The organism is Geodermatophilus africanus (assembly GCF_900107105.1).
In the GTDB taxonomy this organism is placed as follows: Bacteria; Actinomycetota; Actinomycetes; order Mycobacteriales; family Geodermatophilaceae; genus Geodermatophilus; species Geodermatophilus africanus.
In genome coordinates this window covers 88,893-114,512 of record NZ_FNOT01000016.1, presented here as the reverse complement: position 1 = coordinate 114,512, position 25,620 = coordinate 88,893, and the positions used below count along the sequence as shown (strand labels likewise).

Genomic DNA, 25,620 nt, shown 5'->3' with positions numbered 1-25,620 from the left:
TTCTGCCCTCGCTCGCTGTGGCCGGCCTCGTCGGTGCGGTCGCCGTGGTGGCGCTCCTGAACGTCCCGCAGCAGGTGCGCGCCGCGCCGGCCGATCCGGCCCCGGAGGCCGGCGTGCAGGTCGAGGGGGTCGGTACCGCGAGCGGCAGGCCGGACATCCTGCGGGTCACCATCGGTGTCGAGACCAGCGCCGAGAACGTGGACGAGGCGCTCACGGCGGCTGACGAGGCGGCGCGCCGCGTTCTGGCCGCCCTGCGCGTCGCGGATGTGCCCGAGCGGGACGTGCAGACGGTGAACGTATCGGTGTGGCCGCGGCACGGCCACGAGGGCGAGGAGATCACCGGCTACACGGCTCGCCACGATCTACTCGTCACCCTCCGCAGCGTCGATCAGGCGGGCGAGACAATCGCCGAGGTGGTCGAGGCCGGCGGGAACGCCGCCCGCGTCCAGTCGCTGGCCTACGCGCTCGAGGACGACGAGGCGCAGCAGGAGCAGGCCCGCGCGCAGGCGTTCGCCGACGCCCGGCGCAAGGCCGAGCAGTACGCCGAGCTCGCCGGTCGGGAACTGGGGGATCTGGTGTGGGTGAACGAGCAGGTGACTCCTTCCGGGCCGATCCCGTACGCCGGCGACAGCGCGGCCGGCGGCGAGGCGGTGCCCCTCGCGCCTGGGTCGACGACGGTAACCGTGACCGCCTAGGCTCGCTGGTCCCTGCGCTGAGCGCTGTCCGCCCTCGGCCGTGACGGCCGACCCGGCGGGATTGCGCTCCCGGTTAGACATCTCCTGGTTCGAGGTGTCTCGCCCCGGATCTGATGGAGGCTCGAAGCCTCGCCGCGGCCAGGCTCTGGTCAACCCCACCGGTCGGGCACACACCGTCCATCGCGGCCACCGCCGTTGCTTCGAAGCCTCGCAACTTCGAAGGATCCAGCGGTGGCCGCCCGCATGCCAGACCCCGAATCACACCGGTGCAACTGCCCGGCGCCCGGGGTTAAAAGGCGAGCTAAGCCGCTATGGGACAGACGGCGGCCGCAGGGACATTCGGGCTCGGCATGAGGTGCTGCGGGCGGTTGTTGCAGCGCCGCGGCTCGTCGTTCTCCGGTGCATGGGCCGGACGCAGAGGGCAAGACTCGGCGATCGCTGAGACCGGCCGGCGTTCAGCCCTTACGGACGAAGAGCCCTGTGCCGAGGTCTTGTTGGCGAGGAGCCTCGGCCGCACGGGGGGCGTCGCGACCCACAGGAGGACGGCCATGCCCGACGAGCAGGACGCCATCGTCATCGGAGCCGGACTGGCCGGGCTCACCGCCGCCCGCGAGCTGGGCCATGCCGGCCGTCGGGTGCTGCTTCTCGAGGCCCGTGACCGGTTGGGCGGCCGGGCCTACACCAGCCACCTCGGCGAGAGCGAGGTGGAGCTGGGGGGTGCGTTCGTGCACTGGTTTCAGCCGCACGTCTTCGCCGAGCTGACCCGCTACGGCCTGTCCTTCCGGGTGCCGCCGGAGCCGACCCGGTGGTCCTACATCAGCCAGGGGCGCAGGCACGACAGCACCCTCGCCGAGCTGATGCCGCGGATGGAGGAGCTGTTCGGCCGGCTGTTCGCCGACACGCGGGCGATCATGCCGCTGCCGCACCGGCCGTTGACCGTCGAGGAGGCGGTGGCCGCGGTCGACCACCTCTCCATGCAGGAACGCCTCGACACCAGCGATCTCACGCCCGAGGAACGAGACCTGGCCAACGCCGTGCTCAGCACGAGTTGCTCGGCCCGGTGCTCGGAGGCGGGGCTCACCGCGATGATGCGTTGGTACGCGCTGTCCGGCTGGAGTTTCGGCCTGATGCTGGACGCGGTCGGCGTGTATCCGTTGCGTACCGCGGACCTGGTGCACGCGCTCCTGGCGGACGGCGAGCCGGTCGTACGGACGTCCACCCCGGTGCAGGCGGTCGAGCAGCACGACGATCGGGTGCGGGTCCGCATCCGCGGCGGCGAGGAGTTCACCGGGTCGGCCGCGGTGGTCGCGGTGCCGCTGAACACCCTCGAGACGGTGGACTTCTCCCCGCCGCTGGACCCGGCCAAGCAAGCCGCGGCCCGCCAGGGCCAGGCCAGCCACGGCGTCAAGCTGTGGGCCCGCGTGGACGACGCGCCTGAGCCGGTGTTCGTCATGGCTCCGGACAGCGAGCCGATCACCTTCGTCGCGACCGAGCAGATGTTCGACGACGGCGGCCAACTGCTCGTCGCGTTCGGCCCGGACGCCCGCCGCCTGCCGCCCGCGAACGAGGATGCGGTCCGCCGGGCGGTCGCGGACGTGCTGCCGTCCACGTCCCGGGTCGTGGAGGTGACCGGCCACGACTGGTGCGCCGACGAGTTCGCGCGCGGGACGTGGTCGGTGTTCCGCCCCGGTCAGCTCACCGGCGCGCTGGGTGCGCTGCAGGCTCCCCACGGGCGAGTCGTCTTCGCCGGCGCTGACCTGGCCAACGGCTGGAACGGTTTCCTGGACGGCGCGATCGAGTCCGGCCTGACCGCCGCCCGCACGGTCGCTCACCTCCTCCGTGGAGACCCGGCCGGCGGCGACGGAGAACCGGTGGACATGACGCGGCGGCCGATGGTCACGGCGCGCTAGCCAGCAAGACGAGGCCAGGTGTCTCTGAGTGAGCCGTTCAGGGACACCGCACCAGCCGGGGCCTCCGCGCGTGGCGACCTGCCGCTGGGGTGTGCGCCCTCCCGTCACCCCAATCCGCGCTAGCCGCAGTTCGGGCGCCTGCTAGGTCATCGGCAGGAACACTGGAGAAGTACTCGAGGTGAGCATCACTGGAGGATCCGCCGACAGGTCAAAGTCGTGATTAGCACACGTCTAACAGATGACGGCGCGCTCGGCTACTGCACTGAGGAAGGCGGCCTGCGGGTGCCCCAGCCACACGGTGCACCCGCCGCCGCAGTCGCCGCGGGTCGATAGGGGCAGGCCGCCCTCTCGCGCCGCCCCCTTCAGCGAGCGGCCAGCCAGAATTCCAAGATCGTGAAGTCCCGGACGACCTGCGCCACTGATGCCTCACCCTCACGGGCCACGGTGAGCACGTCACGACGGAACTCTGGCGGGAACGGCTTGGGCACGATGCTGTTCCTTCAAGCGAGGCCGCAGCCTCACACGCAAGGAGTCAACTCAAGCGGGGGCAGTCCCCACCGGCCACGGGGCGCAACTGACTTCTCAAACAGGGCCTAGCTCGACCCGTGGCTGGAGTGCTCGCAGTGGGCCGCGGCCGACATGGGGATGTCGAGGGCGGGGTTGCGGTCGAAGAAGCCGAAAGGCGCGAGCGTGAACCCGCACGAGTCGACCGGCATCACGGGCCACTCCTCCGGCCGCGGGAAATGCACCATCCCGAAGGTGTGCCACAGGACGAGGTCCTGGTCCTCGAGCTGCCGGTCGCCGGCGACGAACACCGGCAGCCCACCGGCTCCGGGGTGCTGGTTGACCAGGTCCCCGGCGGGGTGCCGCTGGGCAGGGTCGTACTGCGTGACCCACAGGTGCTTCGTGGCGAACCTGGCCCGCTGGTGGATCGACGACGATTCGTCGGCCAGCAGGACCGGCTTGCCCTCCGGGACCAGGACGTAGCCGACCGGCTGCCCGAGCCGGTTGGTCACCGACGGATTGACCACCTGCCACACCCGGTCGACCGACGGATCGGCCATCCGTTGTGCCTCCGACTCACGGGCCAGCGGCGTCATCCGGCGGCGGAACCCGTTGCCGTAGGGGTTGCCGTCACCCACCGCCTCGGGGACAGCGTCCACCTCGTAGACCGAGTTGGCCGTGCCGTCGACGGCCATGTCCAGCCGCGCGGAGAACAGGTGCTGATGGAACGGGGCGCCCAGCCCGGGGGCGACCTCGGTCGCGTACGGGTGGTTGGCCCCCCGGTAGGAGCTGGTCCAGAGAATGCCGGTCGCCTTCACCTCCACCTGAATTCGTCCGTCCAGGTAGAGGTACCAGTAGAAGCCGTAGTCGTAGTTCCCGACCGTGGTCACGAAGCTGACCACCAGCCGGCGCTGCCGCCGCGTCTCGGCCATGTCGAACCACACGTCGCTGTGCTTCCAGAGCAGCCCGAAGTCCTCCTCGTGCAGGCAGATCGCGTTGCGGATCAGCTGCGGGTGGCCCATCTCGTCGGCCAGCGTCGCGTCGAGGTAGTGGATCTCGCCGAGGCAGTCGCAGCCCAGCTCGAGGCTGTTGGCGAACCGGCCGAAGAGGTACTCGCTGCCATCGAAGTAGTTCTGCCAGTAGCGAGCCGGTGAGGGGTCGGCGTAGGGCACGACCATCTCGGCGATCGATGCCCGATAGACCACCGACCGGCCGTCATGCGTGAGCTGGTGGAGGGAGAGTCCCTCGCGGGCGTCGAAGCCGATCCGGAACCGCCACCCGGCCCAGCTGACCTCGTCATCGACGACGAGGAAGCTCGGGCCCTCGGGCTGGGTGATCTCGATCGGCTTGATGTCGGTCCTCGGTTCCACGGCGTGCGGCGGGGCATCCCAGCGGCCGCGTTCGGACGGAACCGGAAGATCGAGCAGGTCATGAACCGCGGTCACCACCCCGGCGGTGAGGTCGATGACGCCGACCAAGCCGTCCACCGGATGAGCCAAGGGATTCTCCTGCGGATCAGGCTGGTGGAAGGGAAGCACGCGGATGAGCCGCCGGCCGACCTCCTCGGAGAGGCCGTACGCGCCCGCGGACATCGGCGCGCAACGGACCTCCGCGACGGCCAGACCCCGCCGGGCCAGTGCCTCGGCCCATCGCTTGTCGCCGGCCACGATCCCGTCGAGCTCCGTGAACTCCTCCACGAGGAGGGGCAACTGACCCTCGGTGGCCGCGTCGACCTCGATGTCACGGGCGATGGCGCTCCCCGTCACAGAGACCGACAGGTCGCGGGCGACCCCAGTGGCGCGGTCGAGCAACAGGACGCGCACCCGCCTGTCGACCTCCGCACCGGGCCGCCAACCGAGCACGTCGCCCTTGTCCGGCTCCTCAAGCCCGACGAAGACGAAGCGGGTGGTGTCGGTGAGCATGCCGGCGTCCGCGACGAGGTCCCGGACCTTCTCGATCTCCTCTGCGGTCAGCCGCGCCAGCGGGTGGAAGACGGCGCTGGCCCGAGTGGATGTCGCGGTCATCGGAGCTCCTCGCCAAGCGGGATGCCCACGCTTCCCCGTCCGCAGCCGGGGGTCAACGGCCGCCACCGTCGACGGCCGTACCTCAGCCGGCCGACATCCCCCCGAGCCGTGTGCGTACGCACCGTGCTTCTCGCGGACACCCCTACCAAAGTTGCAGGGTCCCGGCGGCCCGCCTCAGGTGACGGGGCCAGCCGTATGGAACGCGATCGCGGCCAAGTTGCGTCCTCGCCTGGCGGGGTGACCGAGTACGACCTCGAACGCGCCCGCCGGATCGACGCGCTCCTCCCCGGCTGAGCGGCTCCGTGCCGGGTCGTTCGCCCCTGCCTGCGGCCGGTCGTCCTGCGTAGCGGGCCCGCGGGACGCTGACCGTCGGGAGCGCCGCCGTCGAGCGGTACGCCGCGGTGTGGCGCGAGACCGATGCCGCCGCGCGCCGGACGCTGCTGGACACGTGCTGGGCCGAGGACGGCGTCTACTGCGACCCGCTGACCCGCGTCGAGGGCCGCGACGGGTTGTCGTCGCTGATCGGGTCGTTCCAGGAGAACCCGAGCGCGCGCATCGACGTCGTCAGCGGCGTCGACGAGCACGACGGCTACCTGCGGTTCGCCTGGCGAATGCCGGCAGCCGACGGCTCGGTCGCCGTCGAGGGGACCGACTTCGGCGAGGTCGACGGCGAGGGCACGCTGCGCCGGATCGTCGGCTTCGTCGGCCCGCTGCCGACCTGAGCCGGGTGGGGCCGGACGGCCTCAGCCCTCGATCGGGAGGACGAGCAGCCGGTCGGCCACGGCGTCCGGGTCCTCGGTGAGCCCGGTGTGCACCGGGCCGGGCTGGACGACGGTGGTACGCGGCGCGGTCAGCCAGCGGAACCGCGACCCCAGCCTCTCGCGGCCGGCGGTGGGATAAGCACCGGGCCGCAGGCCACTCCTGGGCGGCCCCAGACATGGTCGCCTGGAGGCCTGAGCGGAGCCCCACGGGGCCGCCGTCCCCGACCCTGCCGGCCGGTGGTCATGGGGACGGTGCCCGGACCGCGGGTTCGTGCCGGGCCGCGGCTGCGTCGGTCAGCGCTCGTCGGGCGTGCTGCAGCGTGGCGGTCCAGGTGAGGGAGGAGCCGGCGTCGAGAGCTGCCGTGCTCGCCGGCTCCTCGATCCGCGTGCGAATCCCCTGGAGCGTTGCGTCGATCCGCTCCATGTCGACGGCGAAGGCGGGTTGGGCGTCGGCGCGGGCCAGCATGGCCCCGGCGAGGACTGCGGCGTCCTCATCGGCCTTGGCCCGTGCAAGCAGCACGACGACGTGCATCAAGGTCCACGCCAGCGCGGCGTCGTTGCCGAGCTTGACCCACTGGTCGAGCACGGCGGGGAATGCCTCCAGCGCCGCCCGCACGGACCCTGCACGGGACTGCAGGGCGGCGGCGGAACTGGCGGCCATGGTTCCGAACAGCCGCGAGTCGGCGCGCGCGGCGCAGTCGATGGCGGTCCGGTAGCCGGCCGCGGCCCGGTCGGGGTCGGTGTCGGCGGCGACCTCGGCGGCGAGGTAGTGCGCCCAGGCCAGTGCCGTCGGGTTCGCCGAGCGGACCGCGCGCGGCAGCGCCTCTGCGACGATGCCCGCCGCCTCGGTGGCCCGCTGCCCGTTGATCAGCGCGTGGGCGACGGCCAGCTCGGCGCACAGAGCCGGACCGGGCTCACCGCGGGCGCGCCGAAGGGCGGCGTGCCGACGGTAGCGGGCGACAGCTTCGTCGGTGCGGCCGAGGAACATGGCGATGTCGGCGGAGACCTCCATCGGCAGGGCGGCCGCCAGCGCGTCCGGGCCGCCAGCGACGGCGATGCCCCGCTCGGCGATGGCCGCGGCCTCGGTCATCCGCCCCGCGGACCAGGTCGCGGCGGCGGCGGTGCCCAGCGCGGCGGCCAGCTCGGGTTCCTCGACAGCCCATCCGGCCGCAGGCAGCCCCCAGCGCAGCAGGTCGAGGCGCTGGCGGAAGTAGGCGAAGTCGTAGATCTCTCCGGCGAGGCGCAGCGCGAGCGCTCGGTCGTGCTCGGCGCCGTACTCCCACGCCGCGTGCAGGTCGGGGGTGAGCGCGGTGAGGGCCCCGACCGCCTCGGGCTCCTGCTCGCTCCACAACTGCGGATAGGTCGTGGTGAGACGGGCCGCGGTGTCCCGGGCGTGCCGATCGCGCATCCGTGTGCGGTCACCGGCCGCCTCAAGTTGCTCCGTCGCGAAGGAACGCAGGGTCTCGAGCAGCCGGAAGCGGTCGGGGCGGGCCAGCTGCACCAGGGATCGCTGGACCAGCCGTGCCAGTAGCACGGGGATCGCCTGGACGGGCACGGCGTCGTCGGTGCATACCGCCTCGACCTGGTCGAGGGTGAACGTGGCCGGGAACGCGCCCAACCGGCGGAAGAGAATGGCCTCGTCGGGCGCCAACAAGTCGTGTGACCACTCGACGACGGCGTGCATCGTGCGGTGCCGCCGGTCGGCGGTGCGCCGGCCCACACCGAGCAGGTCCAGGCGGTCGGTGAGCCGGTCGGCGAGCACAGCGAGCCCGAGCCCTTCGGCCCGCGCGGCGCCCAGCTCGATCGCCAGCGGCAGCCCGTCCAAGCGGTGGCAGAGCTGCGCGACCATGGCCAGGTCGCGATCGTCCGGCGCCGGTCCCAGCGTGGGCGCGCGGGCGAGGAACAGCCGCACCGCCGGGTTGCCGCGATCTGCCCCCTGGGGCAATGGCAGCGGCGGCAGCATTCGTACGCCTTCGCCGGGCAGATCCAGCCGTTCCCGGCTGGTGACCAGCACCGTCAGACCGGGAGCGCAGTCGAGCAGCCGCTCGACGAGGGCGGCGACCGGATCGAGCAGGTGCTCGGCGTTGTCGAGCACCAGCACGCCGCGGGCTGTGGCCAGGGCCGCGCACAGTCCACCCGCCGGATCCGGCCCGGAAGGGACCTCGACGCCGGTGGCCGCGGCGATCGCGTCGACCACCCGCGCCGGAAGCACCGGCACCAGGTCGACCCACCACACCGGCCGCGCGGCCGCCGCCCAGCCATGGGCCAGCTCCAGGGCCAGGCGGGTCTTGCCCACCCCGCCGGGGCCGATCAGCGTCAGCAGCCCCGGGTCGCCCAGGGCCGCGGCCAGCGCCGCCACCTCGTCCTCGCGCCCAATAAGCGCCGACGGCCGTCGGGGCAACCGGGCCGGCCCGGGCGGGACCGTTCGGAGAACCGGCGATCCGACGTCCTCGCGCAGGATGCGGGCCTGCAGGTCCCGCAGTTGGGAAGCGGGTTCCAGGCCGAGTTCCTCGTGCACCAGCTCCCGATGACGCCGGTACGCCGCGAGCGCGTCGGCGACCCGACCGGCGGTGGCCAGGCTCTGCATGAGGAGGAGGACGGGCCGGTCGGTCAGCGGATGGGCGGCCACCAGGTCGCCGGCGGCCGCGACGGCCTCCTCGATGCGCCCGGCGCGCAGCAGCGCCTCCGCCCGATCCTCGGTGGCGACTCGGCGCGCCTCCTCCAGGTGCACCGCGGCAGGCCGCGCAAAGGACTCCGCGCATTCCCCGAAGGCGGGGCCGCGCCACCGGGCCAGCGCCCGGTCGAACAGGGCCACCGCGTCGGCCGGATTCAAGGCCGTACCGGCTCGGGCCGCGCGGCAGTCCTCCTCGAACAGGTCCGCGTCGGTCGGCTCCCCGCGCAGGTCGAGCCGGTAGCCCCGCGGCCCTGTGACCAGCCGGGTGCCGGCCGGGCCGAGGCCGAGGCGCAGCCGGCGCACGGCGACGTGCACGGCGTTGTCCACGTCGGCCGGCGGCTGCTCACCCCACATCGCCTCGGCCAGCCGGTGCGTGGGCACCAGGGCACCGCCCTGCAGCACCAGGGCGGTGAGAAGGGCCCGGCCCTGCGCGCCGCCGGGGGTCCGCACGGCGCCGTCGCCGGTGTCCACCTCGATCGGACCCAGGACCCGGAACTGCATGGCGCCTCCGGACGGCCTGACGACCCCTTGATCGTGGCACGCGGCCTCGGTCAGCGGAATGTCACCGACCCGTCAGGCCCTCCGCCGACCCTTGGTCCACCCGGCGGCGCCGCCGCCACCGATGCCGGCTTGCGCAGCCCGGCACGCACTCGAGAACACGCGCCGAGCACCGGCACAGGCATTCAGGAGGGGAGATCGAGATGGGTGAGCACATTCGCGCCGGGACACTGGACATCTGGACCGAACAGGTCGGTCACGGACCCGACGTCCTGCTGATCGGCGGCGGCGGCGACACCGTCGAGTCCTGGCAGTTCCAGCTCGACGGCCTGGCCGACCGCTACCGCATGACCGCCTTCGACAACCGCGGGGCCGGGCGGACGACGATGCCCGACGGCCCGGTGACCGCGGAGATGATGGCCGACGACGCGGCCGCCGTCCTGGACGCTCTTGGCATCCCGTCGGCCCACGTCGCCGGCTTCTCTGGCGGCAGCATCATCGCCCAGGAACTGGCGCTGCGCCGTCCCGACCTGGTCCGCAGCCTCGTCCTGCAAAGCACTTGGCCGGTGATGGACCCCTATCTGCGCTCGTGGCTGCTCTTCGTCCGCTGGCTCGTCGAGGTCGCTCCCACCGAGCGCGCTTTCCTGGAGGGCTTCTTTCTCGACATCTACACCGCCCGAGCCCACAACGACCGCACCGTTGCCGCCTTCATCGACGGGGTACTCGCCTTTCCGTACAAGCAGTCGGCCGGGGACCTGCAGCGGTACCTCGACGCCTTCCTCGACCACGACACGACCGACCGCCTGCCGCAGATCAGCGCACCGACGTTGGTGCTCGCCGGCGGCAGCGACCCCACCGCGCGCCCCGAGCTGGGCCGGGCCGTCGCCGATGCCATCCCCGGCGCGCGGTTCGAGGTGATGGCGGGCGAGTCGCACCAACCCTTCCAGGAGGTACCAGACCGGTGGAACGCCTGCGTCGACGCCTTCTGGCGGGAGGTCGAGGCGGACCTCGACTCCCCGCCGCGGTCGCTCGCGACCGCCAGCGCTCTGTAGCGACGCGGGCGGGGACCAGCGAGCCTCCAGCACGACTGACCGGCCACAGAGGCCTGTCCGGAATCAAGTGGTTGTTTCCCGGATCTGGGGTCGACGATTTGCCATGCGCGTCGACGACGAGGTCCGCGGCCGGCTCGCCACGAGGTTCGAGGGGCTGCCGCCGCATCTGAACGAGCGGCAGCAGCGGATGGCGCTGGCCTGCGAGGCCCGGCTGCTGGGACACGGGGCATGGCCGCGGTGGCGGCCGCCGCCGGGGTCAGCCCGACCACGGTGCGCCGCGGCGTGAGCGAGCTGGACTCCGGCAAAGGAGCCGCTGCCGGTCGGGCGAGCGAGGCGGACCGGCGGCGGACGTAAGCCGGTCACGCGAACGACCCGGAGCTGGCGGCTCCCTGTTCGGACTGGTCGAGCTGAACACGCGGGGAGATCCGATATCGCCGCTTCGCTGAACGACGAAGTCGGCGCTGGGGTTCGCGCCCCTCCCGTCACCCGGATCCGCGCATAGCCGCAGTTAGGGCGCCTGCTACGTCACCGGCAGGAGCGCTGGAGAAGTACTGGAGGTGGCAGTACTGGAGGATCTGCCGACAGGTCAAAGTGACGGTCAGGACGCGTCTAGACCTGGGCCACCCGCCCCCGCCAAAACTCGATCGTTCCCGCGCGGATCTCGCTCTGGCAGCGCAGGCCGCAATCCCCCAGGCACGGAGGCAACTGAACTGGGGGCAGTCCCCACCGACCGGTGCGAGGACCGACATCGCTGAGTCTCGCGTACGCCGGGTGATGGGTGTAGCACTGTTTCGTGAGCGGTCGGAGGACTGATTTCTTCCTCAGTCACGCCGGCCGGGACACCGCCTGGGCCGAGTGGCTGGCCTGGCAGCTGCAGCAGGCCGGCTACTCCGTCCAGCTGGATGTGTGGGACTGGGCTCCGGGTGAGGACTTCGTGGCCCGCATGGAGGCGGCGCTGGAGCGGGCGGACCGGCTGCTGGCGGTGTGCACCGAGGCCTATTTTTCCTCCGCGTTCGGCGGCGCGGAGCTGCGCGCGGCGTTTGCGCAGTCCACGGCGATGCAGGGGCGGATCGTGCCGGTGATCGTCGAACCGGTCACCCTGCCGCCGCTGTACGCACCGCTGATCCGCCTGGACCTGACCGGTCTGGACGAGGCCGCGGCGACGGCCCGGCTGCTGGATCGCCTGACCCCGGGGCGCCCCACCGCCCCACCGCCGTTCCCCCAACGACCGGCGACGTCGGGTGGGCGGCCGGGCTTCGCCGGCCGCCCGCCCGCGGTCTGGAAGGTCCCGCCGCGCAATCCCCACTTCACCGGCCGCGACGGCATGCTCGCCGAACTGCGCGGGCGGCTGCACGCCAGCAAGGGCACGATGGTGGTGCAGGCCCTGTACGGGCTGGGCGGGGTGGGCAAGACCCAGCTAGTGATCGAGTACGCGCACCGGTTCGCCGCCGACTACGACCTAATCTGGTGGCTCGACGCCGAACAGCCGGCGCTCATCGGCGACCAGCTCGCCGCCCTCGCCACCCGGCTGGACCTCGCCCCCGGAGCGACGGTGACCGCCACGGTGGACCGGTTGCTGGCCGAGCTGCGCGGCCAGACCCGGTGGCTGCTGATCTTCGACAACGCCGAGCGGCCTCGCGACATCGCCGACTACCGACCCGGCGGGCCCGGGCACATGTTGGTCACCTCCCGCTACCCCGGCTGGGGAGCGCTGGGTGGGCGGCTGGAGGTCGACGTGCTGGCCCGGGCGGAGACGATCGCGCTGCTGCGGGCCCGAATCCCGACGCTGAGCGAGGAGCTGGCCGACAAGCTCGCCGCCGAGCTGGGCGACCTGCCGCTGGCCGCCGCGCAGGCGGCCGGCTATCTGGAGCAGACCGACCTGCCGCCCGCCGACTACCTGCGCCGCTTTCGTGAACACCGAGAGACCCTGCTCGCCCGCGGTGAGGTGGTCGGCTATGCCGGGCGGGTCGACACCGCCTGGGCGCTGTCGCTGGAGCGGCTGCGCGGGGAGGATCCGGCGGCGGTGCAGCTGCTGGAGCTGGCCGCCTTCCTCGCCCCCGAACCGGTCCCACTGACCTTGTTCACCGGCCACCCGGAGCTGCTCGACGAGCCGCTGCGCACCACCGCCGCCGACCCCGACGCCCTGGCCGACACCGTCGGCGCGCTGGTCGGTTACTCGCTGGCCCGCCGCCACCCCGACGCCTTCAAGCTGCACCGGCTGGTGCAGGCGGTCATCCGTCACCGGCTACCGCTCGACCGGCAACAGGCCAGCGCCCATCAGGTCGTAGCAGTTGTGGCCGCCGCCAGTCCCGGCGACCCGGAGGACCCGGTCAGCTGGGCCGGCTACGCCCAGCTTGCTCCGCACGTGCTGGCTGGGCGAGGCAGGATGCGGAACGGGAGGGACCGGGGCGTTCCGCCACTGCTCACAGCCGCGTCTGCGGTGCGGACTCCTCGGACCGCTGCTTCAGGCCGGCGGCCTCCATCTCCACGTAGCGACGCATGAGGCCGCCGTAGAGACGTCCCACCAACCACCCGAGGACACCCGCCTGGTCGATGGACAGGGTCGCCCGTGACCCTTCGGCGGTCCCGACGACGCGGTGAGACGCGCGGGTGGTCACCCCGGGGCGGGTGGAGGTCCAGGTGAACCGCTCTCCCTCGACGAGATCCGAGACGGTCCACACCGTGGCGGGCAGCCGCGGCTGCCTGATGCGGACACGCGAGCCGACCTGCAGCGGGTCCGGGCTTGCCGGGCGTATCGAGGTGATCGACGCCGTCCACGTCGGCCAGGACTCCACGTCCCGAAGGACCGCCCACACGACCTCGGGTGGCGCGCTGATGTCGACCGTGACGTCTACCTGCATGACCTCTTCTCCAGGCTGCGGAAACAAGGGGCGTGAGTACGGGCCACCGTCGCGCCCGCCGCGCCTCCCACCACAGCCCGACGACGGCGCCGGACGGCAGCGGTCGGTCAGCAGATCGGTGCCGGTTCCCGCCCACGACGGCTCCCGAGCGGATCGCCGAGCGGGTCAGTCATCGTCCCAGTCGTGGTCCCAGTCATGGTCCCAGTGCTGGTGTCCGCCGCCGTCGCCACCGCCCCCGCCACCGCCGCCACCGCTGTCGGACAGCGCCACCCCACCCAGGGCGCCGACGAGAACGAGGAAGAGGGAAGCGATGAGGAGCACGACCGTCACCCGCGCCGCCCTCAACCGGCCGGTGGCGGCGGTGGCCAGGGAGGCCCGTACCTGCTCGACCGCGAGCGTCCCGAGCGACCGCCAGCCCGGCGCCGTGTGCTCGGGCGGCGCCGGCGGGAGGTCCTCGGTCAGCGGGTCCAGGTCGGTCAGGTGGACGGCGGCGAAGGCATCGGCCATCCGCTCGCTGCCCTCGTCCGGCGTGAGCAGGCCGCGGGCCACCGCGTCCTGCAGTTGCTCGACGGTGGCCAGCCGGTCGGCGTCCGACGCGCGCATCCGCGGTGCGGACGTGGCCGCGCCGTTCAGGTCGATCAAGGGTGGCATGGCTGCTCCTCCCCGAAGTACGACGCGCAGAGGGCCACAGCCTGCACCCGCGCCCCGGGGACCCGGGCGGGTTCCGGCGCGCGCGGGTCCGCAACGACACCAGGCTCCGCGTGATGGGTACGCCGTGCGGGGGCCTCGTGTCGTTCCGTGCTCTCAGGCGCCCACCGGTGCCTGGAGCCGCTGCGGGGTGAACATCGGCGGCTCTGGCTCGGGGATCAGCGCGGTGGGCCCGAGCCGGGCTCCTACGACGACGGCGTTGGCGTCGTCCGCTGCCCGGACACCGCCGCCGCGGTGGTGGTTCCGTCGATGAGCCGCCGGCGACGACGCCGCCGAGGCCCGCCGGATCCTCCGTGGCCATGATGAGGACGCCGGGGGCCCCTCGACCAGCCCTGCCGCGCCGACGTCCTGCTCGAGTTGACCACCCGATGACCGCCGACCCCGGGGCCGGCGGGGAGCAGCTGAAGACGGCGGAGGCCCGTCGCCGGCCCCGACCTGCCCGTGCGGCCACGTGACTGTCGGCCGCAGTGGGCTCAATTGCCGGCGGCCAGAAACTGCTTCACGACATCTGCCTTGATGCGCCCGCGGGCGCTGACCTCGATGCCCTGCCCGGCCGCCCACGCGCGCACAGCGGCCGGGTCGGATCCGGTGTAGGTGGGCTTCGCCGCCTGCGCTCCGGCGCCCGCCGCCAGTCACCTTCCGCGCAGCGTCCTCCTGAGCCGGGGGTTGGCGCGGAGCGCACCAGGCGCCCGTAGTCCCTGCAGGCTGTCCATTTCGGGGCCAGCCGCGGCACGTCGCGCCCGTCGCCGGCGCGCCAGGCTGTCGAGACACACGTGAGAGGACGTGGCCATCCTGCAGGATGCGGTCACCGAGATTCCGTCGGAGTCAGCGGCCCCGGTGGTAGCCGAAGAAGCCGCGCTTCTTGATGAGCTCGCAGACCTCGGAAGGCACCATCGACTCCCACGTCACGTCGTCAGTGGGGATCCGCTTCAGTATGTCCCGGCTGAGGATCGACAAGTAGTCGGGCTTGTAGTTGTCCAGCCCCACGAAGCTGCCGCGCCGAGCTAGGTAGTCGTACAAGGGCTGCAGTTCCTCCGCGACCGCGACGGTGTCGACGGTGACCACGCGGTCGTCGCGCAGCATCGGGTAGACGAACAGCCGCAGGTTGTTCTTCAGCAGGCGGCCGAAACCCTCCAGGATGCCGCCGGGTAGTTCGGCGTGGGTGGCCTCGTCGAACAGGTCGATCAAGCTGGGCACGCCCATGACCATCCCGATGCGCCCGTCGGTGCGCCACGCGAGGTAGGCCGCGAGCCTGTGGTAGGCCAGGAAGTCGGAGATGAGCACGGTCATCCCGCACGCCGCCAGCAGGTCGGCACGGGCCAGAAAGTCGCGCCGGTCGACCACGTCGCCGCCGGCCCGCAGATTCGCCATCGTCAGCTCGGTCAGCAGGAGGACCTCGCGCTGCGCGACCGCCGCGTCGGTCTCAAACTTGGCCCGGGCCGCTTCCAGCATGTCGATGTTGACGACCGTGGGCGGACGGAAGCTGCCCCGCTCGACCAGGATCGCCTTCTTGCGCAGCACCTCGCTGGGTTGCAGCACCTCGCGATCCGGCCCGAACATCGCCGCGCCGCTCAGGCCGACCTGCACCAGCTTGAGCGCCATGAGCCGGTTGTCGACCGCCCGGAACTCGATCCCTTTCATCTCAATCAGGTCGATCTCGATGCGTCCGGTGGTGAGCTTGTCCAGCAGGCTCTCCACCAGGCGGTCGGGCTCGTGGTGCTGGAAGAAGGCGGCGTGCAGGAGGTTCACCCCGACCACGCCGAGCGCCTCCTGCTGCGGCGCCGCCTCGGCGTCGAGCATCCGGACGTGCAGCACGATCTGGCTCGGCTCATCACGCGGATGCGACTGGAACTTCACGCCCATCCAGCCGTGGCATTCGTTTCCCCCGCGGTAGCTCCGGGCCACCACGGTGTCGGCGAAGGCGAAGAACGCGGTCTCATCGCCCCGCTCGTCACCGAGTCGCTCGAGATTCAGCTCGAACTCACGATCGAGCATCGCCTGCAGCCGGCCCTTGGAGACGTAGCGGTCGGCCTTGCCGTAGACCGCGTCGCTCACCGCCATGTCATAGGCCGACATCGACTTGGCCACGGTGCCCGCCGCGCCCCCGGCCCGGAAGAACCAGCGTGCGACCTCCTGCCCGGCACCGATCTCCGCGATCGTGCCGTACCAGCGCGGGTCCAGATTGATCTGCAACGCCTTCTGCAGCGTATCGGCGCTGGCCTCCATGCAGGCTCCCCTCACGGTGCCGCCGAGCCCGGGCGGCGAGCCTAACGCCGGAACACCCCCATCCGGGTCTCCAGCTGCCGCCCAGCCGAGCGACCTGCGGGTCGACCGTCGCGTCATGCAGCCCGCCGCAACGAGGAGCAGACCTGCGTCAGGGCCTCGTCCGAGGACACCCACGCCGGCCAGGGCGCCTCAGCGGCCGGCTCCCCTCCGGACAGGTGTGGGCAGCCGGCCTCCTCGTCCTGGGCAGTAGCCAGGCCCGATCTGTCGGATCAGTGTCGGATTGAGGGCCCCGCCTCACCGAAGACGAAGGCCCCTGACCGGCAAACATGCTGGTCAGGGGCCGTTGCTTGCTCCCCCGATTGGACTCGAACCAATACCCCTGCGATTTGATCCTGACAATACTGGTACTACTGGTTCGCGATGAAACCCCAGGTGGAGCTGTCCACGTAGCGTTGACTCTTGATGCTTCAGGCGGGCTACTTCTGAGAGTATTGGATGAGTAAGAGATGCACGACCTTGTGTGTGCCGCACAGGCCGATCGTGCCGCCTTTGGGCGGTGATCCGGCACTTCTCGGTCGTGGACGGCCATCCCCAATCCGCGCGAGGCGCGCGACGTGAGCTGATCGGGAACGGATCGCGACCAACCGGTCTGACCGGACGAGTTCCTGTAGCTGGCACAGCGCATGCTGCGCGAGCTGACTGGCGATCCACGAAGGCTGACGAGCCATGTGCAAAGGCGACGCGTCGTCCGCGTCGGATCGGCTAGCGGTGCGCGTCGTCGGTGACGGTGAACAGGTCGATCAGGCCGGTGACCGTCAGGGCGCGGGCCACCGCGCCGGTGGTGATGATCAGCCGGAGCCCGACGTCGCGGTCGCGCGCCGACTTGTAGGTCTCCACCAGCACAGCCAGGCCGGCCGAGCCCAGGAACTGGACCTCGGACAGGTCGATCACCAGTTCCGTCGGCTGCCGTTGCAGTTGGGTGTCCAGCACTGAACGCAACAGCGGAGCGGTGAAAGTGTCCACCTCCCCGGCCGCCGTCACGGTGACCGCGCCGTCCTCTGCGGCCCGGGTCGACAGGGCCAGCAGGTCATAGAAGGGGTCGCCCACGCTGGTCTCGGCGGGCAGGTCAGCCGCGGTCACGACAACGCTCCTCTCCGGCGGTTCTCCCGGCGGCGAGGCCCGCCGGCGTGACCGCCGCTGCAGCCTGGTCTTCGCCCGCACCGCGTCCTCTGGATGCGGCAGCTGTCCGGTGTATGAAGACGCGCGCCTACGTGAGAGGTCTGGGCTCTCCCGGCCTGGCAGACAGCCCCGGGGTCAACTCGCGGAGCGCAGCGAACAGGTGTCGAGCAGCGCCGGGTCGGTGGCGCCGTTGCCGGCCGGGCGCGGGACGGTCCCACTCGGCGGCGGCTCCTGGCCGTCCTCCACCCACGCGGTCAGCGCGTCGAAGGCGGTCCGGAAGCAGGGCAGCATCGGGCGCAGGTGCTCCGGGTCCAGGTGCATCAGGCTGTCGACGTGGTTGCCGCCCTCGATGCGGTAGTAGCGGTGCAGCCGGTCCCGCTGCGCGTCGGCGGTCATCCGGGTGTAGACGTCGCTGTGCAGGCTGATCGGCAACAGGGTGTCCAGCGTGCCGTGCAGGGTGAGCAGCGGCTTGCCGATCCTGCCGGTCAGGCTGATCCGGGCCAGCGCCTCGTGCACCGGCCGGGAGCGCGGGTCGGTGAACCAGGCGTCGTAGGCCGCGTCACTCGCGCACGGTGCCAGGATCTCGGGCAGGGTGGTGCCCGCCGTCGCTCCCGGGCAGGCCGGGTCGTACGCCGGGTCGAACTCGGCCCGGTAGGTCTTCTGCGTCACCCCCCAGTAGAAGGTCTGGTGGTACGGCCACAACGGCTCCGAGCCGCGGGCGAAGCCGGCGGCGTACATGTCCGCGGCGGTCGCCTGGCCCAGGCTGTAGCGCACCGCCGTGGGCAGGTAGGTGAACAGGTTGGGCCCGTCGGGCGTGAACAGGGTCCCCTCCCAGTCCACGCCGCCGTCGTAGAGCTCCGGGTGGTTCTCCAGCTGCCAGCGCACCAGGTAGCCGCCGTTGCTGATCCCGGCCAGGTAGGTGCGCTGCGGCGCGGAGCCGAAGCGCTCCTGCAACGCGCCCTGCGCGGCGATCGTGAGCTGGGTGACCCGTTCGTGCCACTCGGCCACCGCGTCGCCGGGCCGGTCGCCGTCCCGGAAGAAGTCCGGGCCGTTGTTGCCCTTGTCCGTGCAGGCGTACGCGAAGCCCCGCGCCAGCACGAAGTCGGAGATGAGGAAGTCGCAGGCGTACTGCTTGCGGACGCCCGGCGCGCCGGTCACCACCAGGCCGCCGTTCCAGGCGTCCGGAAGGAGCAGCACGAACTGGCTGTCGTGGTTCCAGCCGTGCGTGGTGTTGAGCGTCGAGGTGTCTGGGAAGTAACCGTCGACCTGCAGCCCCGGCACCCCGCTGGGGTTGCTCGTGCCGGGCGCGTGCAGCGAGATCCAGTCCGTTCGGTCGGTGAACTCACCTGGAGGTGCCTGCAGCAGCCCGGCGGTCGTGAGGTCCGGCAAGCACGCGGTGACGGCGGCCTCCGCGCCCGGAACCTCCACCGTGTCGCTCGGCGTGCACGGTCGGCGGACCGGACCGTCACCGGGTCCGTAGCCGCCGCCGTGCGCACCACCCGGCGCGGCCTGCGGCCCGAGCGCCGCGGCGCCGAGGGGAACAAGCAGAGTGGAGGCACGGCGCCACAGGCGCATCAGGGCTCCCTCCGCCATCGGTGCGCTCCACGATGGTGGCCGGGGTCACGGCCCGCGGGCAAGGCCGTCGGCTCCGCCCGGCGCACACCGAAACGATCGAGCAGTCAGCGATCCTCGGCAATTAGTCAGGAGAGGACGGTCAGGAGGGCGACACGCTCGCCAGCGCCCCGTGTCCCCCAGACAACTTCTTCCCGTCCATGGACGTTCGCCTGCGTGCCATCTACCCAGGTGGCAAGGGGTGCGGCGTCCGGTGACATACGCGACCGTCCGTAAGAGTCCAAGTCGCGTTGCGGTTCCGGTTGCGGTCCGCGGCTTCGGCTAGCGAGCCTCCGCGACCTAGCGCACGGTGCGGGCTCCCCCACCGAGCGCAGGAGCACCCCGGGTGGAGCTGAGGGGACTCGAACCCTGACCCCTACACTGCCAGGGCGGCTGATAGGGGTCGGCGCAGGTTCGTCAGAGTCCGTTCTCGCAGTTCAGCGGCATGTGCGGTTCTCAGCGAACCGTCAAGAATGACCCTGAACGCCGACCTTAGGCCACCATCGTGGCACCACGCGTTGCGGCCTGATCGCCATCGACCATCGCCATGTCGGGGGGCCGTTCATGATCGGTTGGCCTACTGGGGAGCCGACTCAAACCATGCAACTGACAGTTCCCTGGTGCGAGGTTCGTGAACGTCCGTCGTCGTACGAACAGCCAGGTCAGACGGATGATGCGGTCGACCGCGCATGGTTGCGGACAACTGTGAACGCCCCGCGGTGGCACACACGGTGGCACACAGCATCACGCCCACCTGTCGCCGTAGCCGGGGGGACGTGTCGTAGTCAGGGCACGACGTTGGGGCCGGCCTGCGGCGGGCGCGGCTGGTCCTCGGCGTACGGGCGGATAGCGAGCAGGGCGACGTCGTCGGCGGCTCCTGCCTGTGGGAGCAGCGTGGTCATGATCCGGTCGCAGAGGTCCTCGAGGCCGAGGCCGGCGCTGTCGGCGAGCAGGTCGTTCAGGCGCGCAAGGCCCGTGTCGAGGTCGCGCGTGCCGGAGCCGCCGGACCGCCCGGTGGTGGCGGCCGGGACGTCGAGCTGCTCGAGTAGCCCGTCGGTGTAGAGCAGCAGGGTGGAGTCCACCGGCAGCACGTGGCGGTGCTCGGGACGGGGCCGAGAGGGATCGACGCCGAGCGGGAGCCCCACTCGGTCGGTGAGGACGACGACGGTGCCGTCGGCGTGCAGCAGCACCGGTGGGGGGTGCCCGGCCGAGCTCCAGGTCAGGGCACGGTCCCGCGCGGGCTCGTGCAGGGGAAAGCGTTCGACGCGGGCGACCAGGGCGGTGGCGAACACGTGCTGGCCGAAGGTGTCGCAGGCGACGTCGACGGTGCTGAGCACTGCCGCCGGGCCGGCGGTTCCGTTGAGGCCGGCCATGCGCAGCTCGGTGCGCAGCTGCCCCATCGTGACGGCTGCCGCGATGTCGTGGCCGGCCACGTCGCCGACGACCAGGCTGGTGGTGCCGGTGGCGTCGAGGTAGGCGTCGTACCAGTCCCCGCCGACCAGCTGGGTGTTCTCGGCCGGCTGGTAGCGGGAGGCCAGCTGCAGGTGGTCGGGCTGCGGCAGCAGCGTGGGCAGCAGCGCCCGCTGCATCGTCTCCGACACCGTCCGGTCGAGGAAGGACGCCCGCGCGGCCTCGACCACCAGGCCGGCGCGGGTCATCAGCGCGCCGACCAGCTCGCGGTCGCGCTCGGTGTAGGGCGCCGAGCCCCGCACTCGGGCGATGGTGAGCACGGCGACCACCTCGCCGCGGTTGAGCACCGGAGCGACCAGGGCGCTGCGCACCCGGAGCAGGTTAACGGCCTCGTGCTGGGCGGCGGTCAGGCCGGGTTCCTCGGGCAGGTCGATGAGCTCGACCCGCCCGGTGACGGCGACGTGCCCGGGGCCGGCCGCCTCACCGGTGCGGCGACCGGCGCGCTCGATCCATGCCCGCAGGACCGGCAACTGTGCAGGGTCGCGGTGTTCGGCGGCGGCTGGGGCCAGGCCGCCGTCGGGCTCGACGGTGGTCACGTAGGCGAAGTCGCCGAGATCGGGCACGGCGAGGGCGACCAGCGCCTGCCACACGTCGCCCGGCCCGAGGTCGGCGGTGAGCAGGTCGCTGATGCGAGCCAGCAACCTCGCCCGGTCGGCCTCGACCCGGGCTAGGACACGGGCGGACTCGGCCTCCAGCGTGGCCATGCGCAGCGCCACCTCGCGGGAGGCGATCGCGGCCAGCTCCTCCAGCAGCTGCACGTCCTCAGCGCTCCACGGGTGCACCGTGGTGTCGACGACGCAGAAGCTGCCCAGCACCTGCCCGTCCGGCGTGCGGACCGGGAACCCCGCCCAGGCGCGCACGCCCATGCCTTTGATGGACGGGTTGGCGGCGGTGCGCTCGTCGACGGTGACGTCGGCCAGCACCAGCGGGTCGCCGCCGAGCACGTACTGGCAGAACGACTCCTCCACGGTGTTCTGCCGCGGGCTGCCCTCGGGCAGCCCCTGGCCGCTCAGCCAGAAGGAACGGGCCTCATCGACGACGGTCATAAACGCCAGCGGCGCGCCGGTCAGCCGCTGCGCGATGCGGGTGAGCCGGTCGAAGGACTCCTCGGCCGCGGCGTCGAGCAGCTGCGTGGCGTGCACGGCGGCCAGCCGGCCAGGGTCGGCGGGGCGGGCGCACACGCCGCCCATCCTGCCCGACCTGCAGGCCGTCCCCCGGGGATCCGGCCCGCTCGTCTGGTGCAGCAAGCGGGCCGTGCCGCGGCGTAGGGGCCGGGGGCTGCGGTAGAGGGGTGGCGCGGCACCGTGACCACGTCGGCCCTCATCGCCGACGGCCGGCACCGTGGGGGCGAAGCGCGGGGCACTCGAGGGACCCAGCCGGTGTCGACGGAATAGGTGCCGGTAGCGCGACGCCTATCCATCACGACGCGCTGGACTACGGCGCCATCAGCGCTGGCCCGGACTCGCCTCACGGGCGCGCACTGGCGTGGTGGCCGAGGCCGTGGATCACGCGGAGCATCGCCGGCGCGCGCGGCAGCGGGCCGCGCAGCGGCTCGAGCGGGCCGTAGACCGGGAGCGAGACGCGATCGCGCTGCACGAGCACGCCGCCGCCTTCCACCAGACGATCGCCGCCGAGTTGGATGACGCTGCGCTCACCGTGGCCGACTCCGCCCAGGCTGACCAATTGAGGCGACGTGCTGCCACGGAGCGCGACCTCGCCGACGGCGCAACGGGACGGGCCGCGGGCGTGCGCGCGCGTCTGGCCGCCGGGGGCGTCGCACACGACCGCTGACAGCCGGCGTCAGGGCGATCGGCCCACGCCGCCGTCCACGGTGAGCCTGCGCGCGCCGGACAGCTGCGGCAGGCCCAGCCGCTCGGCCAGCAGCGCCGGCATCACCGACATCTGCGAGTCCGTCGCCTCCGCCCCGCACAGCACCAGGTCGTACTCCAGCTGCGACAGCGCCGCGGCCAGCACCGCGGAGGTCTGCACCGCGCACGAGCCGTGGATCGCCTCGTCGGTCACGTGCACCGCCCGGTCCGCGCCCATCGACAGCCCCTTGCGGATGGCGTCGGCGGCCGAGTCCGGCCCCACGGTGAGGATGGTGACCTGGCCACCCTGGGCCTCCTTGAGCTGCAGTGCCTCCTCCAGGGCGTACTCGTCGATCTCGTTGAGCACGTTGTCCGCACCGGCCCGCGCGACGGTGAATTCCTGTGGGTCCAGGGTGCGCTCGCTCCCGGAATCGGGGACCTGCTTGACCAGAACGACGATGTTCATCGTCAGACCCCCTTGGCCGGTCTCGGCCGTGTCGGTGGAAGGTTCGCAGCGGGCGGGGACTCCGGCCGGTGCGAGCCCGCGGGGACCAGCGGTGCCCTAGACGACGCTGACTGCGCGCTGCGGAAGGGATTGGAGGATGTCTTCGACTCGGTCCTTGGCGTCGCCGAAGAGCATCGCGGTGTTCTCGCGGAAGAACAGGGGGTTCTGCACTCCGGCGTATCCGGAGGCCATCGACCGCTTGAAGACGACCACGTGGTCGGCCTCCCACACGCGCAGCACCGGCATGCCGGCGATCGGGCTGGTCGGGTCCTCGGTCGCCGCGGGGTTGACGGTGTCGTTGGCGCCGATGACCAGCACGACGGACGTGCCCGACAGGTCGTCGTTGATCTCGTCCATCTCCAGGACGATGTCGTAGGGCACCTTCGCCTCGGCGAGCAGCACGTTCATGTGTCCAGGTAGCCGTCCGGCGACAGGGTGGACGCCGAACCGGACCTCGACCCCCCGCGCGCGCAGCCGGCGGGTCAGCTCGGCGACTCCGTGCTGGGCCTGGGCGACGGCCATCCCGTAACCGGGGGTGATGACGACGGAGTCGGCGTCGGCCAGCAGCTCGGCGACCTCGGCCGCGCTGGCCTCCCGGTGCTCGCCGGCCGGCTGGGCGTCGCCGCCGGCGGAGGCCTCGATGCCGAAGCCCCCGGCGATGACCGAGAGGAACGAGCGGTTCATCGCCTTGCACATCACGTAGGAGAGGTAGGCGCCGGAGGAGCCGACCAGGGCGCCGGTGACGATCAGCAGGTCGTTCTCCAGCAGGAACCCCGACGCCGCGGCCGCCCACCCGCTGTAGCTGTTGAGCATGGAGACGACCACCGGCATGTCGCCGCCGCCGATCGAGGCCACCAGGTGCCACCCCAGGGCGAGGGCGAGCGCGGTGACTACGGCCAGCAGCCAGGCCGCCGGCTCGAGGACGAACCAGACAGTGAGCGCGACGAAGGCGACCAGGGCGCCCCCGTTGAGGGCGTTCTTGCCCGGCAGCACCAGGGGGCGGGAGGAGATCCGGGCCGAGAGCTTGAGGAACGCCACGATCGACCCGGTCAGGGTGACCGCGCCGATGAAGACGCCGATGACCACCTCCGCGGAGTGGATCCCTGCGGTGCCCTGGTCGCGCAGCAGCTGTGCCTCGGCGCCGTCCGGGTCGTGCTCCACGCCCAGGTAGCCGTTCCACCCGACCAGGACCGCGGCGAGCCCCACGAAGCTGTGCAGCAGCGCGATCAGCTCCGGCATCCCGGTCATCTCCACGGCCCGGGCGCGCTGCAGCCCGATGCCGGCGCCGACCACGGTGGCCCCCAGCAGGAGCGCGAGCGCGCCGGCCTTCAGCCCTTGCTCGGCGGCGAGCACCACGGTGGCCGTGAGCGCGATCGCCATCCCGGCGATGCCGGCGTTGTTGCCTGCCCGCGCGGTCTCGTGCCGGGACAGCGAGGCCAGGGCCAGGACGAAGAACAGCGCGGCGACGACGTAGGCCGCCTGCGCGGAGCCCTCGAGGGTCATCGTTGGTCCTCCGGGATCGAGATGGCCGCGCTCACGCCGGGCCCCTGCGGAACATGCCGAGCATCCGGCGGGTGACGGCGAAGCCGCCGAAGACGTTGATGGCGGCGACCAGCACGGCGACCGCGGCCAGGGAGGTGACCAGCAGGCTGGGCGAGCCCAGCTGCAGGATCGCGCCGACCACGATGATCCCGGAGATCGCGTTGGTCACCGACATGAGCGGGGTGTGCAGCGCGTGGTGCACGTGCCCGATGACGTAGTAGCCGATTACGATCGCCAGGGCGAACACCGTCAGGTGGCCCCGCAACGCCGCCGGTGAGGCGGCGACGAGCAGGAAGACCGCCGCGGCCGCGGATGCGAGCGCAGTCACCCGGACGGCGACCGGTCGCTGCCGCGGCTCCGGTGCCTGGACCGGCGCCCGCGGTTGGTCGGCGGTGGTCGCGGCCGGGGCCGCCGAGACGCTCACCGGCGGCGGGGGCCAGGTGATCTCCCCGCCGCGGACGACGGTGATCGAGCGCTGCACCGGGTCCTCGAGGTCGAGCACCAGCTCCCCGTCGGCCTGCGGCGTCAGGAGCTTCAGCAGGTTGACCACGTTGGTGCCGTACAGCTGCGACGCCTGGGCGGGCAGCCGGCCGGCCAGGTCCGTGTAGCCGAGGATCGTGACGCCGTTGCCGGTGACGACCGCCTCCCCCGCGACCGTCCCCTCCACGTTGCCGCCGTTGGCCGCCGCGAGGTCGACGACCACGCTGCCGGGCTTCATGCCGGCCACCATCTCGGCGGTGATCAGCCGCGGCGCGGGGCGACCGGGGATCAGCGCCGTCGTGATGACGATGTCGACATCGCGCAGCTGCTCGGCGTAGAGCCGGGCCGCCCGCGCGTTGTAGTCGTCGGACATCTCCTTGGCGTAGCCGGTGGCGCTCACCTCGGCCTCGGCCGAGGGCACCGCCAGGTACTCCCCGCCCAGCGACCGCACCTGGTCGGCCACCTCCGGCCGCGGGTCGGTGGCGCGCACGATCGCGCCCAGGCTGCCCGCCGCCCCGATCGCGGCCAGCCCGGCCACCCCGACCCCGGCGACCAGGACCGTGGCCGGCGGGACCTTGCCGGCCGCGGTGACCTGGCCGGTGAAGAACCGGCCGAACACGTTGGCCGCCTCGATCACCGCCCGGTAGCCGGCGATGTTCGCCATCGAGCTGAGGACGTCCAGCGACTGCGCCCGCGAGATCCGTGGGACGGCGTCCATCGCCAGCGCGGTCACCCCGAGCCGGGCCAGCTCCGCCAGCAGCGTGGCATCGGTGGCCGGGCCCAGGATCCCCACGACCGTCGCCCCGGGGCGCACCAGCGCCCGCTGCTCTGCAGTCAGCGCGTTGACCCCCAGGACGACGTCGGCCTTCACCGCGTCCCCGACGTCGGCGCCCGCCTGCAGATAGGCCTCGTCGGGGAACGTGGCAGCCGCCCCGGCACCGGGCTCGACGACGACGTCGTAGCCGAGCTTGCGCAACTGCCCGACCGTGGCCGGCGTCGCCGCCACCCGGGCCTCGCCCGGCCGCCCCTCCTTGACGACCCCGACGATCACGCGGTCCGCCCCTCGTGCTCGATCCGCGCGTATTCGGCGGCCTCGTCGAAGCTGATCATCG

20 protein-coding genes and 1 pseudogene are annotated in these 25,620 nt (G+C 72.2%); 7 read left to right on the top strand and 14 right to left on the bottom strand.

What is annotated here, in order from left to right; genetic code table 11:
- Together BLW63_RS21895 and BLW63_RS21890 are read left to right on the top strand one after the other, a co-directional pair.
- A partial coding sequence (locus tag BLW63_RS21895) for an SIMPL domain-containing protein (protein ID WP_211517228.1) occupies window positions 1-695 on the top strand: 695 nt, incomplete at its 5' end.
- 548 nt (window positions 696-1,243) lie between these two features.
- A complete protein-coding gene (locus tag BLW63_RS21890) occupies window positions 1,244-2,605 on the top strand; it encodes a flavin monoamine oxidase family protein (RefSeq protein WP_170856910.1) in 1,362 nt (453 codons plus the stop codon).
- A gap of 362 nt (window positions 2,606-2,967) precedes the next feature.
- Here BLW63_RS21890 and BLW63_RS28675 read toward each other — a convergent pair whose 3' ends face one another.
- Both BLW63_RS28675 and BLW63_RS21885 read right to left on the bottom strand, forming a co-directional pair.
- Window positions 2,968-3,093 (bottom strand): hypothetical protein, encoded by a 126-nt coding sequence (locus BLW63_RS28675; protein WP_280140559.1) that lies wholly within the window; start codon window positions 3,091-3,093, stop codon window positions 2,968-2,970.
- 105 nt (window positions 3,094-3,198) lie between these two features.
- A complete protein-coding gene (locus BLW63_RS21885) occupies window positions 3,199-5,133 on the bottom strand; it encodes a primary-amine oxidase (protein ID WP_091160965.1) in 1,935 nt (644 codons plus the stop codon).
- A gap of 362 nt (window positions 5,134-5,495) precedes the next feature.
- Here BLW63_RS21885 and BLW63_RS21880 point away from each other — a divergent pair, with 362 nt between their 5' ends.
- Window positions 5,496-5,855 carry a nuclear transport factor 2 family protein gene (locus BLW63_RS21880; RefSeq protein WP_091160964.1) on the top strand — a complete coding sequence of 120 codons (360 nt, stop codon included), beginning with the start codon at window positions 5,496-5,498 and terminating at the stop codon, window positions 5,853-5,855.
- Between the two features lie 21 nt (window positions 5,856-5,876).
- Here BLW63_RS21880 and BLW63_RS28670 read toward each other — a convergent pair whose 3' ends face one another.
- Together BLW63_RS28670 and BLW63_RS21870 are read right to left on the bottom strand one after the other, a co-directional pair.
- The gene (locus BLW63_RS28670) at window positions 5,877-6,047 is read right to left on the bottom strand and encodes a DUF3037 domain-containing protein (protein ID WP_280140558.1); all 171 of its coding nucleotides are present in this window, start codon (window positions 6,045-6,047) and stop codon (window positions 5,877-5,879) included.
- Between the two features lie 88 nt (window positions 6,048-6,135).
- Complete coding sequence (locus BLW63_RS21870; RefSeq protein WP_091160963.1) at window positions 6,136-9,069, bottom strand: ATP-binding protein; 2,934 nt, start codon at window positions 9,067-9,069, stop codon at window positions 6,136-6,138.
- 200 nt (window positions 9,070-9,269) lie between these two features.
- Between BLW63_RS21870 and BLW63_RS21865 the strand changes: the two genes are divergently transcribed.
- From BLW63_RS21865 to fxsT, 3 genes and pseudogenes are all read left to right on the top strand, one after another.
- Window positions 9,270-10,118 (top strand): alpha/beta fold hydrolase, encoded by an 849-nt coding sequence (locus tag BLW63_RS21865; protein WP_091160961.1) that lies wholly within the window; start codon window positions 9,270-9,272, stop codon window positions 10,116-10,118.
- Window positions 10,119-10,221: 103 nt separating this feature from the next.
- Window positions 10,222-10,561 (top strand): annotated as a pseudogene (locus tag BLW63_RS28185) (ISAzo13 family transposase); the annotation flags it as partial.
- Between the two features lie 350 nt (window positions 10,562-10,911).
- On the top strand, window positions 10,912-12,621 hold the full coding sequence (gene fxsT / locus BLW63_RS21855) for an FxSxx-COOH system tetratricopeptide repeat protein (RefSeq protein ID WP_244522725.1): 1,710 nt from the start codon (window positions 10,912-10,914) through the stop codon (window positions 12,619-12,621).
- Here fxsT and BLW63_RS21850 read toward each other — a convergent pair.
- The 7 genes from BLW63_RS21850 to BLW63_RS21820 all read right to left on the bottom strand — a co-directional run bounded on the left by BLW63_RS21850 (window position 12,542) and on the right by BLW63_RS21820 (window position 21,354).
- Entirely contained in the window at window positions 12,542-12,979 is a 438-nt protein-coding gene (locus BLW63_RS21850; protein ID WP_091160958.1) for an SRPBCC family protein, read from the bottom strand. The two genes, fxsT and BLW63_RS21850, sit on opposite strands and share 80 nt — an antisense overlap.
- Window positions 12,980-13,144: 165 nt before the next feature.
- The gene (locus tag BLW63_RS21845) at window positions 13,145-13,630 is read right to left on the bottom strand and encodes a DUF1707 SHOCT-like domain-containing protein (protein ID WP_091160955.1); all 486 of its coding nucleotides are present in this window, start codon (window positions 13,628-13,630) and stop codon (window positions 13,145-13,147) included.
- Window positions 13,631-14,160: 530 nt separating this feature from the next.
- On the bottom strand, window positions 14,161-14,256 hold the full coding sequence (locus tag BLW63_RS28180) for an Lsr2 family DNA-binding protein (protein WP_244522724.1): 96 nt from the start codon (window positions 14,254-14,256) through the stop codon (window positions 14,161-14,163).
- A 256-nt stretch (window positions 14,257-14,512) separates the two neighbouring features.
- Window positions 14,513-15,913, bottom strand: a complete 1,401-nt coding sequence (locus tag BLW63_RS21835; protein WP_091160953.1) for a nicotinate-nucleotide adenylyltransferase — start codon at window positions 15,911-15,913, stop codon at window positions 14,513-14,515.
- 762 nt (window positions 15,914-16,675) lie between these two features.
- Window positions 16,676-17,053, bottom strand: coding sequence for an STAS domain-containing protein (locus BLW63_RS21830; protein WP_244522723.1), 378 nt, complete (start codon window positions 17,051-17,053; stop codon window positions 16,676-16,678).
- 174 nt (window positions 17,054-17,227) lie between these two features.
- Window positions 17,228-18,520 (bottom strand): 3-hydroxybutyrate oligomer hydrolase family protein, encoded by a 1,293-nt coding sequence (locus BLW63_RS21825; protein WP_211517227.1) that lies wholly within the window; start codon window positions 18,518-18,520, stop codon window positions 17,228-17,230.
- 968 nt (window positions 18,521-19,488) lie between these two features.
- Window positions 19,489-21,354: a GAF domain-containing SpoIIE family protein phosphatase gene (locus BLW63_RS21820; protein WP_170856909.1), complete on the bottom strand. Its 1,866-nt coding sequence runs from the start codon at window positions 21,352-21,354 to the stop codon at window positions 19,489-19,491.
- A gap of 307 nt (window positions 21,355-21,661) precedes the next feature.
- Between BLW63_RS21820 and BLW63_RS21815 the strand changes: the two genes are divergently transcribed.
- On the top strand, window positions 21,662-21,964 hold the full coding sequence (locus tag BLW63_RS21815) for a hypothetical protein (RefSeq protein WP_139263715.1): 303 nt from the start codon (window positions 21,662-21,664) through the stop codon (window positions 21,962-21,964).
- Window positions 21,965-21,973: 9 nt separating this feature from the next.
- Here the strand turns inward: BLW63_RS21815 and BLW63_RS21810 are convergent, their stop codons facing one another.
- From BLW63_RS21810 to BLW63_RS21800, 3 genes are all read right to left on the bottom strand, one after another.
- The gene (locus BLW63_RS21810; protein ID WP_244522722.1) at window positions 21,974-22,447 is read right to left on the bottom strand and encodes an electron transfer flavoprotein subunit beta/FixA family protein; all 474 of its coding nucleotides are present in this window, start codon (window positions 22,445-22,447) and stop codon (window positions 21,974-21,976) included.
- Between the two features lie 96 nt (window positions 22,448-22,543).
- Window positions 22,544-23,989: a Re/Si-specific NAD(P)(+) transhydrogenase subunit beta gene (pntB, locus tag BLW63_RS21805; RefSeq protein WP_091160945.1), complete on the bottom strand. Its 1,446-nt coding sequence runs from the start codon at window positions 23,987-23,989 to the stop codon at window positions 22,544-22,546.
- A gap of 31 nt (window positions 23,990-24,020) precedes the next feature.
- On the bottom strand, window positions 24,021-25,559 hold the full coding sequence (locus BLW63_RS21800) for a Re/Si-specific NAD(P)(+) transhydrogenase subunit alpha (RefSeq protein ID WP_091160943.1): 1,539 nt from the start codon (window positions 25,557-25,559) through the stop codon (window positions 24,021-24,023).
- Between the last annotated feature and the right edge of the window lie 61 nt (window positions 25,560-25,620).

Coding starts and splice junctions, on each gene's coding strand:
- BLW63_RS21865 (WP_091160961.1), top strand. CDS start 9,270: ATGGGTGAGCACATTCGCGCCGGGACACTGGACATCTGGACCGAACAG.
- BLW63_RS21845 (WP_091160955.1), bottom strand. CDS start 13,630: ATGCCACCCTTGATCGACCTGAACGGCGCGGCCACGTCCGCACCGCGG.
- BLW63_RS21885 (WP_091160965.1), bottom strand. CDS start 5,133: ATGACCGCGACATCCACTCGGGCCAGCGCCGTCTTCCACCCGCTGGCG.
- BLW63_RS21890 (WP_170856910.1), top strand. CDS start 1,244: ATGCCCGACGAGCAGGACGCCATCGTCATCGGAGCCGGACTGGCCGGG.
- BLW63_RS21870 (WP_091160963.1), bottom strand. CDS start 9,069: ATGCAGTTCCGGGTCCTGGGTCCGATCGAGGTGGACACCGGCGACGGC.
- BLW63_RS21810 (WP_244522722.1), bottom strand. CDS start 22,447: ATGAACATCGTCGTTCTGGTCAAGCAGGTCCCCGATTCCGGGAGCGAG.
- BLW63_RS21850 (WP_091160958.1), bottom strand. CDS start 12,979: ATGCAGGTAGACGTCACGGTCGACATCAGCGCGCCACCCGAGGTCGTG.
- BLW63_RS21835 (WP_091160953.1), bottom strand. CDS start 15,913: ATGGAGGCCAGCGCCGATACGCTGCAGAAGGCGTTGCAGATCAATCTG.
- pntB (WP_091160945.1), bottom strand. CDS start 23,989: ATGACCCTCGAGGGCTCCGCGCAGGCGGCCTACGTCGTCGCCGCGCTG.